Genomic DNA, 15,959 nt, shown 5'->3' with positions numbered 1-15,959 from the left:
GGACGAAGGGATTTATCCTATGTGCGGAATTGTCGGCTACACCGGCTCTGATATTGCAAAGAACATCCTGGTCACAGGCCTCAAGCGTATGGAGTATCGCGGCTATGACTCCTCGGGCGTCGCGCTCGAGGTGGGCGAGGGCGCCGCGGCGCACCTCGACGTCATCCGCCGCGTGGGCAAGGTCGCGGGCTTGGAGAGCGAGCTTTCCAACATCGACAGCGACGCTACCTGCGGTATCGGCCACACCCGTTGGGCCACCCACGGCAAGCCCTCCGTCGTTAACGCTCACCCCCACACCAGCTGCGACGGTCGTATCGCCATCGTCCACAACGGCATCATCGAGAACTTCGCCGAGCTGCGCGAAGAGCTGGAGGGCCGCGGCCACCACTTTAAGAGCGAGACCGATACCGAGGTCTTCGCGCATCTGATCGAAGAGGCTTATGCCGAGACGCACGACCTGATGGCCTCCGTGCGCGAGGCTTGCGCCCACGTGGTCGGTGCCTATGGTCTGGCCGTCGTGTGCGCTGACGAGCCCGGCGTGATCGCCGTGGCCCGCAAGGATTCCCCGATCGTGGTCGGCGCGGGCGAGACCGGCGCCTATGTCGCCTCCGACGTCATCGCGCTCATCGACGCCACCCGCGATGTCGTGGTGCTCGAGGACGGTCAGTTTGCCAAGCTTACGCCCGCAGGCGTCGAGTACACCGACGAGGCCGGCAACGTTATCGAGCCCAAGGTCACCCACATCGACTGGGACCTGGACATGGCAGAAAAGGGCGGTTATCCCGACTTTATGCTCAAGGAGATCCACGAGCAGCCGCGCGTCGTGCGCGACACGCTGGTGGGCCGCATGACGCCGGCCGGCGAGCTCGACATCGACGAGCTGGGCCTTTCGCTCGAGGAGCTCAACGACATCGACCGCGTCTACGTGATCGCTTGCGGCACCAGCTATCACGCTGGCCTCATTGCCAAGAATCTCATTGAGGGCTGGGCTCGCATCCCCACCGAGGTGGAGGCGGCCAGCGAGTTCCGCTATCGCAACCCCATCATCACGCCGACGACGCTCGTCGTGGCCGTGTCCCAGTCGGGCGAGACGGCCGATACCCTTGCCGCCATTCGCGACGCGCGCATCAAGGGTGCCAAGGTCTTCGGCATCACCAACGTGGTGGGCAGCCCCGTGGCGCGTGAGAGCGACGGCGTCATCTACACCAAGGCCAACAAGGAGATCGCGGTCGCCTCGACCAAGAGCTTCATCGGCCAGGTCGTGAGCCTTACGCTTTTGGCCTTGCTGCTGGCGCAGGTCAAGTACCGCTTGACCACCAAGCAGGCGCGCATGCTGTTCCGCGAGCTTTCCGATACGGCCGAGCAGATCCAGTGGATTTTGGATACCCAAACCGAGGCCGTTCATGAGGCCGCCCTGCTGTGCAAGGACGCGCAGTCGGCGCTGTTCGTGGGCCGTGGCATGGGTGCCGCTATTTCCTACGAGGGCGCGCTCAAGCTCAAAGAGGTCAGCTACCTGCACGCCGAGGCCTACGCCGCCGGCGAGATGAAGCACGGCCCCATTGCCTTGATCGACCCGGGCTTCCCTGTCATCGCCGTGGCCACCAAGAGTGCCACCTACGACAAGACCGTGTCGAACCTCATGGAGTGCAAGGCGCGCGGCGCCAAGGTCATCGTCGTTGCTACCGAGGGCGACGAGGAAATCAACAAGATTGCCGACTGCATCATTCGCGTGCCGGCCGTCCGCGACGTGTTCAGCCCCATCACGGCGAGCGTCCCGCTGCAGCTGCTCGCCCGCGAGGTTGCCATCCTGCGCGGCTGCGACGTCGACCAGCCCCGCAACCTGGCAAAGAGCGTTACCGTGGAGTAGTTGGTTCCGCCATTCTGGCGACCAAGGCCCGGCTCCGTTGCAGCGGAGCCGGGCCTTGTTTCATTTGCCCAGATAAAACCTGCCAAAATGAACCTGTCCCTATTTGGCAGGTTAGCGGAGCTTGCTGGTCTCGAAGTACTCGGGGAACTGGTCCAGAACCTCGGTCTGGTTGCGGAACATCATATGCAGGTGCTTGCTGACCAAAAAGCTCGCTTCGATGGGGTCGCGACCGGCGATAGCGCGGCGAATCTGCTTGTGCTCGTTCACGATGTCCTGATTGTCGAGAACCTGCGTGGCGGCGCGCAGCCAGCGGAAGCGCTCCAGGTCGGCATTGGTCTCTTCGAGCCACGACCACACGGTGCTGCGACATGCGATGCTAAAAATCATGTGATGCATGAGGTTGTCGCTCAAAAAGAAGCCGATGCGATCCTCTTCGGCCATGGCCTTTTCCTGCAGCACGATGGCGCGGTCGAGCTGCTCGATGCCGGCCGACGTGGCGCGCGCACAGCACTCCACAATCACCTGCTTTTCCAGATGCTCGCGGATGTAACAGGCACTCTCGGCAAGGGTGAGGTTGATGGGTGAGACGTAGGTGCCACTCTGGGGCACGGTGCGCACCAGGCCTTCCTGCGCCAAGCGAACCAAAGCCTCGCGCACGGGCGTGCGACCCATATCCAGGTCATCGCAAAGCTGCTTGACGCCCAGCTTTTCGCCCGGCTTGTAGTCCAGGTAGACGATTTTGCGTCGAATGGTGTGGTAGGACTGGTCCTGTAGGCTCGTTTCCTGCTCGCCGACGTGCATCGATTCTTCCATAGCGCCTCGCAACTGTTCTATCAAACTCATATGTCAGTTGTTAATTATGCCGCGAATCAGCTCTCCGCGGTGGGTAATTCGGCTGTCGCCCGAGAACTATTGCGGCATCTTAGTCTGTGTTTGCGCAAGGCTGCGCTCAATGTTGCCGTATCATAAGCCGTCGCAAACGTGAAATAGAAAGAAGGAATCCCATATGCAACTGGCAAATATCGTACGCGAGCGCTGGAAAGGCGTCTTGTTCTGCCTGATCATCGCCATTCCCGCGACGTTGCTCGGCAAACAAATTGAGGTGGTCGGCGGGCCGGTGTTTGCCATCCTCTTTGGCATGGTCCTGGCGCTCGTCTTTCCCAAGAATCGTCGCGAACAGCTCGCCGCCGGCGTCACCTATACGTCCAAAAAAGTCTTGCAGTACGCGGTTATCCTGCTTGGCTTTGGCATGAACCTCTCCCAGATTCTGTCCAAGGGCGCCCAGTCGCTGCCGATTATCGTGGCGACAATCTCGACCTCGCTTGTCATCGCCTTTGTGCTCTGCCGCGTTATGAACGTGCCGGGCAAGATCGCGACGCTTGTGGGTGTGGGTTCGTCGATTTGCGGCGGTTCTGCTATCGCCGCGACCGCACCCGTCATCGATGCCGACGATCGCGAGATTGCCCAGGCCATTTCGGTCATCTTCCTGTTTAACGTTATCGCGGCGCTCGTGTTTCCAACGCTCGGCGGCATGCTCGGGCTGACCAACGAGGGCTTTGGCCTGTTTGCTGGTACCGCCATCAACGACACCTCGTCCGTAACGGCTGCGGCGAGCGCTTGGGACAGCATGCATCCCGGCGCCAATGTGCTCGAGAGCGCCACGGTGGTCAAGCTCACCAGGACGCTGGCCATCATTCCCATCACGCTGGCGCTTGCTTGCTGGCAGATGCATCTGGCGCGCAAGGCCGGCGGCGACGCCAAAAGCACGTTCTCCCTTAAACGCGCGTTTCCCATGTTTGTGCTGTTCTTTGTGCTGGCGAGCGTGATCACTACGGTGCTTCAGCTTCCCGCGTCCTTTACGGCGCCCATCAAGGAGCTGTCGAAGTTCTTTATTGTGATGGCCATGGCGGCTATTGGTTTTAATACCGATATCGTCGAGCTGGTCAAAAAGGGCGGCAAGCCCATCGCATTGGGCTTTTGCTGCTGGATTGGCATCGCGTGCATGAGTTTGGGAATGCAGCACGTGCTGGGAATCTGGTAGAGAAATAGGTTATTTGTGTGCTGGTTGCTGGTGAGCGCAAGCCTGCGGTGGAGCGATAGGAGCTCTTGCGGGTATGGCTTGTCCGCAGGTTTATAAGTCCCGAAGAGCTCTTATCGCCCCGCCAGGATGGCGATGCGGGGCAACATCTATACTCGCAGGACGGCGCTTTCTGCCCTATAGTGTTTGGTGGTCAATATCGTTCAATTTTGAAACACTCGGTCGTGCGACCGTCGGCGGTTGCACGACGCTGCGGACAGGGGCAAATCATGGATAGCGATGCCAAGCTGAACATCTTGACCGATGCCCTAGCTGCTGCCGGGGCCTCGGCATTGGCTATCGATGCGCGTGCGGCCGTCGCGATCTCGACCATGAATGACGCGGCGCTTGAGCGGGATGTGGCGGCTTTTGTCGCTGAGCGTCTCGACCGTATAGGAGACGGCGCGCGTCTGGTTATGGGGCGTGCGGGTACGCGCCTGAGCCTGACCGTTCGCCCCACCGACAAAGAGGGCGGGGGGCTTTGGGTCGTCGTGGTCCGCGAGGTGCGCGGCGCCGCGGCGCATGCGGGCATCGAGTGGTTCAACGCCGACGATGTTGAGGCCCGCTACGAATCGAGCGCGTACGGCATCGTTGAGGGTGCCGCTGCGGTAGCTGCACCGGTTGCCGAGAGCTACGCGCGCGGTGTGCCCCTTATGCTCGAGGGCGAGCTGGGAGCGGGTCAGGTTGAGATCGCCAAGCGCCTCTATCTGGACGGTCCTTTTGCCGATCAGCCCTTTGTTTCCGTCGCGCTCGATGAACTCACCGATCGCGGTTGGCGCCATGTGCTCAAAAGCGCCGAATCGCCGTTGTTCCAAACAGGGCTGACCCTTTGCATTGAGGGCTGGAACGCGGTTGGCCCCCAGCGCCTCCGCGAGCTGGTCTCCACGATGGCCGACACTGCGTTGGCGACGCGCTGCCATGTGGTGCTGACGGCGAATGATATGCCGGGCGGCAGCGAAAGTGATCAGGCTGCTTTTGTGACTGAGCGCTTCGCCTGTGCGGTGAGCGTGGCGCCGGCAATCGCCGAGCAGGGGGCCGCGTCGACGAAGGTTGCGCGCTATTTGGAATATCTCGCTGATGCATTTGGGACGGCAGCGCCCACGCTGTCTGCCGCGGCGACGAAGACGCTCGATGCTTACCGCTGGCCGCGCAATTATCTGCAGCTCCGCGAGGTCTCGGAACGACTGTATATATTGGTGGGGGCGGGCACGGTGGACCGCGCTGTGGCGGAGGAAGTGCTCGCCCAAGAGGACGTGATTAAGACCGCAACCTTTGGCGCCCCGACACTTGAAAGCGACCTGTATATCCTGCGACCGCTGGCCGATACCGAGCGAGATATCGCGCATCTGGTTGTAGATTATCTCCACGGCAACCGAACCCGTGCGGCGGAGGTACTGGGCATAAGCCGTACAACGCTGTGGCGCTTGCTGAAGGACGACGACCGTTGAGCGAGGCGCCCGTGACCGCGCGCGACGCGTGTGCTACAGTCCAAAGCGTTATTGTTTCGATTTGGTTACGGCGTGCGAGGGCATATGGCTGAGACTTCAAAACCGAGCCGCAGAAGGCGGAGTGCCGCGCCGGTCAACCGACGCACGACATCGGTGACGTGGGGCAAACACGCCTCGGGGTTTGATGACTCGTTCAAGCGCGCTAAATACGGCTATCCTTCGGCGAGCGCCCGCTTGGCAATGCAGGCAGAGTCCTCGCTGTGGGGCCGCAAACGCGTGGTGGGCTCAAAGCTCAAGCACGATGGCACGCTCGGTTACATCAGCCGTGGGGCGGCTCGCCGCAGTGGGCTTAATCCTGCTGGTTGGCATCGTTATGTTCCGATCGCGGTCGTCGTTGCAGTGATCGTCATCGCACTCGCTGCGCTTGGCTACGCCGGCGGTGGCGCCAACTTGGACGCAGTGTTTAAATCGCCCGAGCTCGCGCATGCAGGTACAGAAGTTGTCGAGGGCGCTCAGACCCAGACGGGCGTCGCGCCCCAGCGCGGCATCGTTGCGGCAGCCTCCACCATCGCCGATGCGCAAGAGGACGAGGACAAGCAAGGCGACGATGCCGAAACGACTCAAACGAACGAAACGACGACAACTCCATCGGCGGGATAAGTTGCGAGTGGGGCAGCTAATTTGGGACGGGGCTTTTTTAGCTGCCCAAGACAGTGGCTCATTCGATGTCAGTCGCCAACAGCGAGCGACCGCCGTTCGGTAGAACGGCGGACCTTCCTACTTTACATACACCACGTTGTCGCGGCGTGGCTTTGCCTCGGGTAGCGTGTCCTCGGCGTAGCCCAGAATGCAGTGACCGACACCGCGCAGGCTGCCGTCGGCGGGCAGACCCCAGTTGGCCAGCAGCTCCAGGCCCTCGGGCGAGTCAAAGACCTCATGCGCGCGGTGAATCCAGCACGAATCGACACCCAGCGCATAAGCGGCGTTGAGCAAGTTGCCCATGGCGAGCGAGCCGTCTTCCAGATGTGTGGGCACGCTGCGGTCAACCAGCACCACCACAACGGTCTTGGCGCCATAGAAGGGGTCGCTGTTGCTGCCCATGACTTGCGCGTTGAGCTGCGAGAGACGCTCGACGGTCGCGGGGTCGGTGACGGCGACAAACGTCACCGGCTGGCGGCCCATGCCGCTCGGTGCATATTGGCCGGCTTCGATAATACGTGCAAGCTTTTCGGCCTCGACGGGACGATCGCTGTAGTTGCGGCAGCTGCGGCGGTGAATGAGTGCTTCGATAGTCTCCATGGTGTCTCCTTGCGGTGGCGTTGCAGATGCCCCGTTCATACCCGTCGGGCTCAAACGATAGACGGTCAATTGCCCGGCCAAAAGGATAGATTCCAATTGGGAAAGTAGGTTTGCATAAAAGTACCTTCAGAATGTGACAAACAAATGGGATGGTTAAACGTTTTATCCCGTCTACCCTGCGGTTTTTTACCACTTGCCTAAATGACGAACGCATAACCTCTGATAAAGGTTTTACTAAAGGAGTACCAACGTTTATCAATGCGCCGTGGTGGCGCCGGGCCAGGAGGTAACATCATGTTCCAGGCTGGAGATGTCGTCGAGACCGATTTCGAAGGATTTCTGAAGCTGCTGCGTTCCAAGACGCGCGCTTTCGTGTCGATCAACGATCACGAGTACTACATCACGCACACCGATGGCTATTGGCGTGTTCAGGATTGCGAGGCCCTCAACGACAAGGGCCACTTTACTGACTGTTCTGAGTTGGTCAACACGGTCTGCGAGGTCGTCGAGCTGCCGTGGATTGCCGGCAAGAGCCTGCATGACAGCTTCTCGGGCGCTACGGTCTATGAGGCCGTCGCCGCTTAACAGGCAATAAAACCCGATTTTCACGTGACCGCTGGCGCCGCCCCCGCGCCGGCGGTCTTTTTCTGCCGATAGGCCATAAAAGTGCACGCATTTGCGGAGAGGCTGTTGACGATAGTCAAAACTCGGACTAATCTAGAGACATAAAATTGGTCAAAAATCGGACAATCGAATGGTGGGATAGATGAATGGTGCGGTTAAACTGGTCGACTTCGACCGGTTGCTCAATGGACTCGACCATATCTATTCGGAGTTCTCGCGTGCCTGCGGCCTTTCGGACTGCGCTTACTGGATGCTCGTCGATACCAGCACGGCGGGCGGCAGTATTGCCGTAAGCCGTCTGACAAGCGAATGGTTCTATAGCAAGCAGACCATTAACTCGGCAATTAAAACCCTGAAGGCGCGAGGGCTTGCAACGCTGGAATTTGCCGAAGGCAGTCGTAAGAATAAGGTTGTGAGCCTGACCGAAGAGGGCAGGCGATTTGCCGAGCGTTATGCGCTGCCGGCACTCAAGGCCGAGCAGCGAGCCTTTGGCGCGCTTGAGCCATGTGAGCAGCGCGAGATTATGCGCTTGATCGGCAAATTCTCTCAGGTGCTCGGCGATGAGTGCGATGCCTTTAAGCAGCATATCGCTGCCGAGAGCCAAGCCGAGAATCAAGGTGAGGGGGAGTCGTGCGACTGTTAATGAGGTTTCTAAAGCCATATCGAGGGCTTGTCGCAGTGACGCTGCTGGTGCTGCTGGTGGATAACGTCGGTACGCTGTTGGTTCCCACGATGCTGGCGAACATGGTCAACACCGGTATTACCACGGGCGATGTCGACTACATTTTACGCAACGGCCTATACATGTTTATCGCGACCAGCATGGCTAGCGGCGGTACGGTGCTGGGCTGCTATCTTTCGGCGCGCCTGGCCGCCAACGTGGCTTGCGATATCCGCAATGCCGTGTACGACAAATCGCTCGAGCTCGCGGCCAGCGATTTTGAGCGCTTTGGCACCGGATCGATGATCACGCGCTCGCTCAACGACATCAACGTGATTCAGCAGGCGATTCTGCAGACGATTCAGCTGGTGCTGCCCGTGCCTTTTTTGGCTGTGGCGGGCATCATCTTCGCCTGGTTTATCGATCCCGCCATGGGCACGCTTCTGGGCGTAGTCGTTGCGATTGTGCTGGTGGCGGCGGTCTTTACGGTTGCCAACGCGGCGCCGATTTTTATGCGCCTACAGGGCTTTATCGACCGCATGAACGTGGTGCTGCGCGAAAATATTGTGGGCGTGCGCGTCATCCGTGCGTTTAACAAGGAGCGCCACGAGGAACGGCGTCTGGACGAGGTGTTTAGCGAATACGCCGCCAACGCCATCAAAGTCAACCACCTGTTTGTGGGCCTCGACAGCTCAAGCTTCTTTTTGATGAACATCGCCGAGGTGGCGGTGCTGTGGGTGGGCGGCAACCGCGTAGGTGCCCACGCCATGCAGATTGCGAGTATCTCGGCGGTGCTGGAGTATGCAATTCTGATCCTGTTCTTTGTGATGATGGCCCAGATGGTGGTGCTGACGCTTCCGCGTGCTGCCGCGTGCCTGAACCGTGCGCAGCAGGTGTTGGAGATTGAGCCGAGCATCGTCGATGGCGAGCGCACGCTGGATGACGGGGCGCGCGAGCCCCAAGACGAAGCCGATGCGGTGGCCGTGTTCGACCACATGTCGTTTCGCTTTGCCGATGCCGACGAGGACACCCTGTGCGATCTGAGCTTTGCCTGCCGTCGCGGTCAGACGACTGCGATCGTTGGCTCGACAGGCTCGGGCAAATCGACGGTGGCAAAGCTTCTGCTGCGCTTCCACGATGCCACCAAGGGCTCCATTCGCCTGAATGGTGTGGACCTGCGCGAGCTTACGCAAGACGAAATCCGCGGGCGCATTGCCTATGTGCCGCAGAAGGCGTGGCTGTTCTCGGGCACGGTGGCGAGCAACCTTCGCTTTGGTAACGAAGGCGCGACCGAGGGCGACATGCTTCACGCGCTCCAGGTTGCCCAGAGCACCTTTGTGCTCGATCAGCCGCAGGGGCTCGATACCCCGGTGGCGCAGGGCGGCACGAACTTTTCAGGCGGCCAGCGCCAGCGCCTGGCCATTGCTCGCGCGCTCATGAAGCGGGCCGATCTGTACATCTTCGATGACAGTTTTTCGGCCCTGGACTTTAAGACCGATGCGGCCCTGCGCCATGCATTGCAAGACGAGACGCGTGACGCTGCGGTGCTCATCATCGCGCAGCGCATCTCGACGATCTTGCACGCCGACCAGATCGTCGTGCTCAAGGATGGCGAGGTTGTGGGTCTGGGCACGCATGGCGAGCTTATGGAAACCTGCGAGGTGTACCGCGCCATCGCGGAATCGCAGATGAAGGGAGGTGAGTAGCATGACCGAGGAGCTCAAGAAGCAGGGCGGCGTTGATGACGCCGCTGCCGCGGGACTGGTCGAGGAAACGGCTGCCGCGTCGACCGAGCTGGATGACGCCGCCAAGGCTGCAGCCGAGCGCGAGGCTCGCCGCCAAGCGCTCTACGAGGAAAACGAACGTGCCGAGGACGAGCGCGCCCGCGCCGAGGCAGAGCGTATGCGCGACGTGGACGACGAAGACGAGGACGAGACGCCTCGGGATACCTGGGCGACTGTGCGCCGCCTGTGGAGTGAGGCTGCCGGCGACCATTGGCGCTTCTATATCGTGTTCGCGAGCATTGTGTTCTATGTCATCTTTAACACTGCCGCGCCGGCATATAGCGCCCGCGTGATCGATGAGCTGTGGGGCCACATTCAGGTAGCGTTTGTCAACAACGCCACCTTCAGCATCACCTGGGAGAACTGCGGCAGGACTATCTTCATCTACTTTTTGATTTGGACGGCCGCCGCTTCGTTCTACGCGCTCCAGAGCTTTTTGATGTCGAGCGTGGCCGAACGCCTCAATCTGTGCCTGCGCAACCGCATCGCGCAAAAGCTCAACCGTCTGCCGCTCGCCTATTTTGACGCGCATCGTCCCGGCGAGGTCGTCAGCCGCGCGACCAACGACCTGGACAAGATGTCCGAGAGCATGCAGCGCGGATTGCTGCAGCTGCTCGTGTCGATCGGCACGGTTGTTGGTGCTGTGAGCGTGATGTTCGTGTTCAGCGTGCAGCTTACGCTCGTCTTTCTGTTCTTTACGGCACTGTCGCTGCTGGTGACGAAGGTCGTCTCGCGCCGCACACACGATGTGACGGGCGAGCGCCAGGAGTGGGTGTCCAAGATTACGAGTGCGGTCGAGGAAGGCTATTCGGGCCGTCTGGTGATCCGCGCGTTTAACCGCGAACGTCAGAGCTCCGCTGAGGTGCACGAGGCTTCGAAGGAACTGGCTCGTGTGAGCACCAAGGCCGACTTTATGATCAATGCTGTCGGCCCCGCAGTGCGCTTTATCGGCCGTTTGGCGCAGATCGTTATTGCGCTTGTGGGCTGCAGCATGTTGGTTGCCGGGCATATGACCGTCGGCGTGTTCCAGGCGTTCTTCCAGTTTATCTATGAGGCGTCCGAGCCCATGACGCAGCTGTCGTTTACCTTTAACTCGCTGCAGAGCGCGCTGGCGAGCGCCGAGCGCGTGTTCGACCTGCTCGATGAGCCCGAGATGGAGGCCGATCCGCTGCCGGACAAGGCCGCCAAGCTGCCAGGTCGCGTGGAGGGCCGCGTCTCCTTTGAGCATGTGCGCTTTGGTTATTCGCCCGACAAGCCGCTTATGCGCGACGTGTCGTTTACCGCCGAGCCGGGCCAGAAGATTGCCGTGGTGGGAACCACGGGCGCAGGCAAGACGACGCTCATCAACCTGCTCATGCGCTTCTACGAGATTGACGGCGGGCGTATTACGCTCGACGGCGTGGATACGAGCCGCATGGATCGCGGCGAGCTACGGCAGCAGTTTGGCATGGTGCTGCAGGACGCCTGGCTGTTCGACGGCACGATTGCCGAAAACATCGCCTACGGCTGCCCCGAGGCAACGCGCGACGAAATTGTGGCCGCGGCTCGTGCCGCGCAGGTCGACTTCTTTGTGCGCACCATGCCGCAGGGCTACGACACGCGCGTGGCCAACGATGCCGAAAGCATCAGCCAGGGCCAGCGTCAGCTGCTGACCATCGCACGCGTGCTGCTCAACAACCCGGCGATTCTCATCCTGGACGAGGCGACCTCAAGCGTGGACACGCGTACCGAGCTTGCCATCGGCCGTGCCATGGATGCGCTTATGCGCGGGCGCACGAGCTTTGTGATCGCACACCGCCTGTCGACGATCGTGGACGCCGACCTGATCTTGGTCATGGATCACGGCAACATTATCGAGCAGGGCGCGCATAAGGAGCTGCTGGCTGCCGAGGGTGCCTACGCCGACCTCTATCTGAGCCAGTTCGCATAATGTGACAAAGGGACAGTCTCTTTGCCACATCACAAATAAGGCGCGCCGGGGATGAATTCCCTGGCGCGCCTTTGCGTTGATGCCGATGTCGTTTTGTGCCGCTTGCGTTCCTAGCGTTCGTCCACGAGCTTGGCGACGAGGGCCTTGAGCTCGGCCACCTCTCGCTCGAGTTCCTTGACGCGGCGGGCATTCTCGGTGATGCCCTGGCGGTTGAGGGCGGACTGCTCGGCGGCGTCATCGGGCATGTACTCGCGATGCTGCTTGGCGTCGAAACTCTCCTCGAACACACGGCAGCCGTTGCGCTTGATGATGCGTCCCGGCACGCCCACGACGGTGCAGTTGTCGGGGACGTCCTTAACGACGACCGAGTTGCCGCCGATCTTGACGTTGTTGCCGATGCGGATGTTGCCGAGCACCTTGGCGCCCGTGCCCACCGTGACATTGTTGCCCAGGGTGGGGTGACGCTTGCCGGTCTCGTTGCCGGTGCCGCCGAGCGTGACGCCCTGGTAGAGCACACAGTTGTCGCCCACAATGGTGGTCTCGCCGATGACGACGCCCATGGCGTGGTCGATAAAGAAGTGCTTGCCAATCTGCGCGGCAGGGTGAATCTCGACGCCGGTGATGTGGCGGGTGATTTGCGAGAGCACGCGGGCGAGCGAGCGATGACCGTGCTCCCACAGCCAGTGCTCGGGCACGTGGTTCCACTTGGCGTGCAGGCCAGGATAGGAAAGAAAGATGACCAGACCGTTTTGCGCGGCGGGGTCCTGCGCCTGGACGGTCTTGATGTCCTCGCGAATGGTATTGATAAAGCTCACCGGCCGCCCTCCCTTAGCGCCATGGCAATGCGATTCAATAAAGTATAGCGATTCGCTAGGGATTAAAAAGGACAATCTTGGCGGCTTTGCGCTACAAGTGTCAGTTATGCAAACTTGCTGGTAATGGAGTCATGCTTTTGTGGGGTTGCGCACGAGGGGGCACCGCAACCGTATACTGGTCAACTTGGACGTATCCGCGCCCACAACTGAGAGGTTTTACTTCATGGGTTTCATCAATTTTATTGCCGAGCTGCTTAAGGACCCGCGCACCGCGATCGCCAGCTGGATCGCCGCCGGCCCGCTTATGGCCTACGGCTGCGTGTTCCTGATCATCTTTATCGAGACGGGCGTGGTGTTCTTCCCGTTCCTTCCCGGTGATTCGCTGCTGTTCGCCTCGGGTTTCTTTGCCCACAACGGCGGCTTTAACATCGTGGCGCTTCTGGCCACCGCATGGGCCGCTGCCATTTTGGGCGATCAGTGCAACTTTATGATCGGTCACTTCTTTGGCCGCAAGATCATCGCTTCGGGCAAGGTCAAGGCCATGACGCCCGAGCGCATCAAAAAGTCCGAGGACTTCTTGGACAAGTGGGGTCACCTGGCCATCTTCCTGGGTCGCTTCTTCCCGTTTATCCGCACCTTTGTGCCCTTTATCGCTGGCATGGGCGGCATGCACTGGCGCAACTTTGTCGTCTTTAACGTGCTGGGCGGCATTACCTGGTCGACGGTCTTTACGCTGCTGGGCTACTTCTTTGGCGGCATTCCCTTTGTGCAGGAGCACTTTGAGCTGCTGATTATCGGCATCGTTGCCGTGTCGATCATCCCGACCGTGGTCGGTCTGGTTAAGGCCAAGCTGGGTAAATAGAACGCCTAGCTCGAGCCAGCGCGCAGACCGTACAGTTGAGGCCCGTCACCGCTTACGGTGGCGGGCCCTTTTGCTTCGGTCAAATGAAAATACTTTACTTAGTTAAAGAAAAGCGTTTTATCCGACGCGCGTGCGGAGTACAATCTCGTGCATGCGAATCGACGTGCCATCGGCTTTGATGCTGTTCGCGTGTCCCGTCCGGCTCTACGCTCCGGTCGTGCGACGTTGCGACGCGGCCGGCCTCGGTCCTTGCGTGCGGGTTCGCGAGTTTGCAACTGTGTATGTAAGGAGCGACATATGACTGTCGAGAAGAAGGATATCGATTGGGGTAGCCTCGGCTTTGGCTACATGAAGACCGATTACAGCTACGAGGCCCATTGGAAGGACGGCGAGTGGGACGAGGGCGGCCTGACCACCGACCACACCCTGCATGTCTCCGAGTGCGGCGGCATCTTCCATTACTGCCAGGAGGTCTTTGAGGGCCTGAAGGCCTACACCGCCGAGGACGGCAGCATCGTCTGCTTCCGCCCCGACATGAACGCCGAGCGCATGTATAACTCTGCGCAGCGCCTCGAGATGCCCCCGTTCCCCAAGGACAAGTTCGTTGAGGCCGTCAAGCAGGTCGTTTCTGCCAACGCCGCCTGGGTTCCGCCCTTCGGTTCCGGCGCGACCCTGTACGTGCGTCCGTTTATGATCGGCTCCGGTGACGTGATCGGCGTGGCTCCCGCTCCTGAGTACACGTTCCGCATTCTCGTGACCCCGGTCGGTCCGTACTTTAAGGGTGGCCTCAAGCCCGTCAAGCTGCGCGTTTCCGAGTATGACCGTGCAGCACCGCATGGCACCGGCAACATCAAGGCCGGCCTGAACTACGCCATGTCCCTCAAGCCCACGATGGAGGCTCACCGCGAGGGCTATGCCGAGAACCTGTATCTCGATTCCGAGTCCCGCACCTATGTCGAGGAGACCGGTGGCGCTAACGTCCTGTTTGTGAAGGAGGACGGCACCCTCGTCGTTCCGCAGTCCCACACCGACTCCATTCTGCCTTCCATCACCCGCCGTTCGCTCGTTCAGGTTGCTCAGGACCTGGGCATGACCGTTGACCAGCGTCCCGTCGAGTGGGCCGAGGTCAAGGCCGGCACCTTTGTGGAGTGCGGCCTGTGCGGCACCGCTGCCGTCATCTCCCCGGTTGGCGAGATCGACAACAAGGTTTACGGCGCCGACGAGACTGTGACCTTCCCGGCTGGCTACACCGAGATTGGCCCTGTGATGAAGAAGCTTCGCGAGACCCTGACTGGTATCCAGTCCGGTGCTGTCGAGGACAAGCACAACTGGGTTTACACCGTGGCGTAAGCTGTCTTAGCTGTCCGGCCCGAGGGCGACCCTCCTTTCCGGCGCGTCCTCGGACATGAAAGAGCCTCCGCTGCGCACTTCGTGCGGCGGAGGTTCTTTCGTCCTGCGGAGTGCGCCGGAAAGGAAGGCCGCGCTTTTATTTTGCTTCGCGCCATGTGGGGGTGGTGGCGACGTGCATTTTTGCGAGTATTCTGCAATCGAAGGCCCCTGCATACCGATCTCGGGCGAAAAATCGGGATTTCTCGATGTTTTCTACGAATGATGGGCGGGGGTATGGGCTGGCAGCGTTTGATTTGCAGGGATATTCGCGGTCTTTGGCATTTACCGTGGCGCCCGAAGCCCTTGGTTATGTTGAATACTCCTAAAAATGCACGGTGCTTAGAGGGGGACCTTCACAACAAAGGAAACCGCCCCGTCGAAGTATGCATTCGACGGGGCGGTTTATGCATATACGCAATTAAGGATACGCTGAGGATTTGTTAGAACTTGACGGTCGGTGCCTGGCGGGCGGCTTCGGCGGCCTCGAAGCCCTGGCGCTCCTTAAACTGGAAGATGCCGGCAAAGATGACAGCCGGGAACGTTTGAATGGCGTTGTTGTAGCTGAGCACGCAGTCGTTGTAGCTCTGGCGTGCATAGCTAATCTTGTTCTCGGTATCCTCGAGCGATGCCTGCAGCTGCGTAAAGTTGGTGTTTGCCTTAAGATCGGGATAGGCCTCGGCTACGGCGAAGAGCTGGCGCAGCGCACCGGTCAGCACGTTGTCGGCTTCCATCTTGGCTTCGGGCGTGGTGGCCTTGACGGCGGTGTTACGCGCGCTGATCACGGCGGAGAGCGTCTCCTGCTCGTGCTTGGCGTAGCCCTTGACGGTCTCGACCAGGTTGGGGATCAGGTCGTTGCGACGCTGCAGCTGCGTATCGATGTTCTGCCAGGCGTTATCGATGCGGTTACGCTTGGTGACCATGTTGTTGTAGATGCCGGCGATGGCGCAGGCAATCACAATGACAACAACGATGCCGATGATGACGGGAAGCATGATGTCTCCGTTTCGAATGGCCGCGGCGGCATGCGCCAGCTGCCGTTGGTATAACGCTACTAGTATACCCGCAACGTTTTGCCGTGCCGAACTTTCCGGTAAGCGTTGTGTTTTCGTCGGGGTCGGCACCGGGGCCCTTGATTCTCATTTTCATTGCAACAGCCTCAGGACTCAGCGCAACGCGTTGCGCTGAGTCCTGAGGCGCGAATCC

General features: G+C 60.3%; 14 protein-coding genes. 10 read left to right on the top strand and 4 right to left on the bottom strand.

What is annotated here, in order from left to right:
- Positions 1 to 19 precede the first annotated feature (19 nt).
- The gene (gene glmS, locus ACESUZ_RS07470; protein ID WP_195361469.1) at positions 20 to 1,867 is read left to right on the top strand and encodes a glutamine--fructose-6-phosphate transaminase (isomerizing); all 1,848 of its coding nucleotides are present in this window, start codon (positions 20 to 22) and stop codon (positions 1,865 to 1,867) included.
- Positions 1,868 to 1,978: 111 nt separating this feature from the next.
- Here glmS and ACESUZ_RS07465 read toward each other — a convergent pair whose 3' ends face one another.
- A complete protein-coding gene (locus ACESUZ_RS07465) occupies positions 1,979 to 2,680 on the bottom strand; it encodes a GntR family transcriptional regulator (RefSeq protein ID WP_050766156.1) in 702 nt (233 codons plus the stop codon).
- A 193-nt stretch (positions 2,681 to 2,873) separates the two neighbouring features.
- On the opposite strand from ACESUZ_RS07465, the gene ACESUZ_RS07460 reads away from it, so the two are divergent.
- The 3 genes from ACESUZ_RS07460 to ACESUZ_RS07450 all read left to right on the top strand — a co-directional run bounded on the left by ACESUZ_RS07460 (position 2,874) and on the right by ACESUZ_RS07450 (position 6,052).
- The gene (locus ACESUZ_RS07460) at positions 2,874 to 3,908 is read left to right on the top strand and encodes a YeiH family protein (protein WP_373199335.1); all 1,035 of its coding nucleotides are present in this window, start codon (positions 2,874 to 2,876) and stop codon (positions 3,906 to 3,908) included.
- A gap of 266 nt (positions 3,909 to 4,174) precedes the next feature.
- A complete protein-coding gene (locus tag ACESUZ_RS07455; protein ID WP_373199334.1) occupies positions 4,175 to 5,392 on the top strand; it encodes a helix-turn-helix domain-containing protein in 1,218 nt (405 codons plus the stop codon).
- An 84-nt stretch (positions 5,393 to 5,476) separates the two neighbouring features.
- A complete protein-coding gene (locus tag ACESUZ_RS07450) occupies positions 5,477 to 6,052 on the top strand; it encodes a hypothetical protein (RefSeq protein WP_373199332.1) in 576 nt (191 codons plus the stop codon).
- Between the two features lie 117 nt (positions 6,053 to 6,169).
- Here the strand turns inward: ACESUZ_RS07450 and ACESUZ_RS07445 are convergent, their stop codons facing one another.
- On the bottom strand, positions 6,170 to 6,691 hold the full coding sequence (locus ACESUZ_RS07445; protein ID WP_373199330.1) for a nitroreductase family protein: 522 nt from the start codon (positions 6,689 to 6,691) through the stop codon (positions 6,170 to 6,172).
- 294 nt (positions 6,692 to 6,985) lie between these two features.
- Here ACESUZ_RS07445 and ACESUZ_RS07440 point away from each other — a divergent pair, with 294 nt between their 5' ends.
- The 4 genes from ACESUZ_RS07440 (at position 6,986) to ACESUZ_RS07425 (ending at position 11,690) form a co-directional block, all read left to right on the top strand.
- Positions 6,986 to 7,276 (top strand): hypothetical protein, encoded by a 291-nt coding sequence (locus ACESUZ_RS07440; protein WP_006235631.1) that lies wholly within the window; start codon positions 6,986 to 6,988, stop codon positions 7,274 to 7,276.
- Between the two features lie 181 nt (positions 7,277 to 7,457).
- Complete coding sequence (locus ACESUZ_RS07435) at positions 7,458 to 7,958, top strand: MarR family winged helix-turn-helix transcriptional regulator (protein ID WP_373199328.1); 501 nt, start codon at positions 7,458 to 7,460, stop codon at positions 7,956 to 7,958.
- On the top strand, positions 7,958 to 9,682 hold the full coding sequence (locus ACESUZ_RS07430) for an ABC transporter ATP-binding protein (protein ID WP_373199326.1): 1,725 nt from the start codon (positions 7,958 to 7,960) through the stop codon (positions 9,680 to 9,682). The genes ACESUZ_RS07435 and ACESUZ_RS07430 overlap by 1 nt, the downstream gene beginning before the upstream one ends.
- Before the next feature lies 1 nt (position 9,683).
- Complete coding sequence (locus ACESUZ_RS07425; RefSeq protein ID WP_373199324.1) at positions 9,684 to 11,690, top strand: ABC transporter ATP-binding protein; 2,007 nt, start codon at positions 9,684 to 9,686, stop codon at positions 11,688 to 11,690.
- A gap of 110 nt (positions 11,691 to 11,800) precedes the next feature.
- On the opposite strand, the gene cysE is transcribed toward ACESUZ_RS07425, so the two are convergent.
- A complete protein-coding gene (gene cysE, locus ACESUZ_RS07420; protein ID WP_035138740.1) occupies positions 11,801 to 12,505 on the bottom strand; it encodes a serine O-acetyltransferase in 705 nt (234 codons plus the stop codon).
- Positions 12,506 to 12,728: 223 nt separating this feature from the next.
- Between cysE and ACESUZ_RS07415 the strand changes: the two genes are divergently transcribed.
- Together ACESUZ_RS07415 and ACESUZ_RS07410 are read left to right on the top strand one after the other, a co-directional pair.
- On the top strand, positions 12,729 to 13,367 hold the full coding sequence (locus ACESUZ_RS07415; protein ID WP_138113555.1) for a DedA family protein: 639 nt from the start codon (positions 12,729 to 12,731) through the stop codon (positions 13,365 to 13,367).
- Positions 13,368 to 13,664: 297 nt separating this feature from the next.
- Positions 13,665 to 14,717 (top strand): branched-chain amino acid aminotransferase, encoded by a 1,053-nt coding sequence (locus ACESUZ_RS07410; protein WP_035138743.1) that lies wholly within the window; start codon positions 13,665 to 13,667, stop codon positions 14,715 to 14,717.
- Between the two features lie 479 nt (positions 14,718 to 15,196).
- Here the strand turns inward: ACESUZ_RS07410 and ACESUZ_RS07405 are convergent, their stop codons facing one another.
- Positions 15,197 to 15,748 (bottom strand): LemA family protein, encoded by a 552-nt coding sequence (locus tag ACESUZ_RS07405; protein WP_171021549.1) that lies wholly within the window; start codon positions 15,746 to 15,748, stop codon positions 15,197 to 15,199.
- Positions 15,749 to 15,959 lie beyond the last annotated feature (211 nt).

This window comes from Collinsella aerofaciens ATCC 25986, from assembly GCF_964239575.1.
GTDB lineage: Bacteria > Actinomycetota > Coriobacteriia > Coriobacteriales > Coriobacteriaceae > Collinsella > Collinsella aerofaciens_BQ.
Note: the sequence above shows the minus strand (reverse complement) of the source record. Positions and strands in the feature narration are given on the sequence as shown.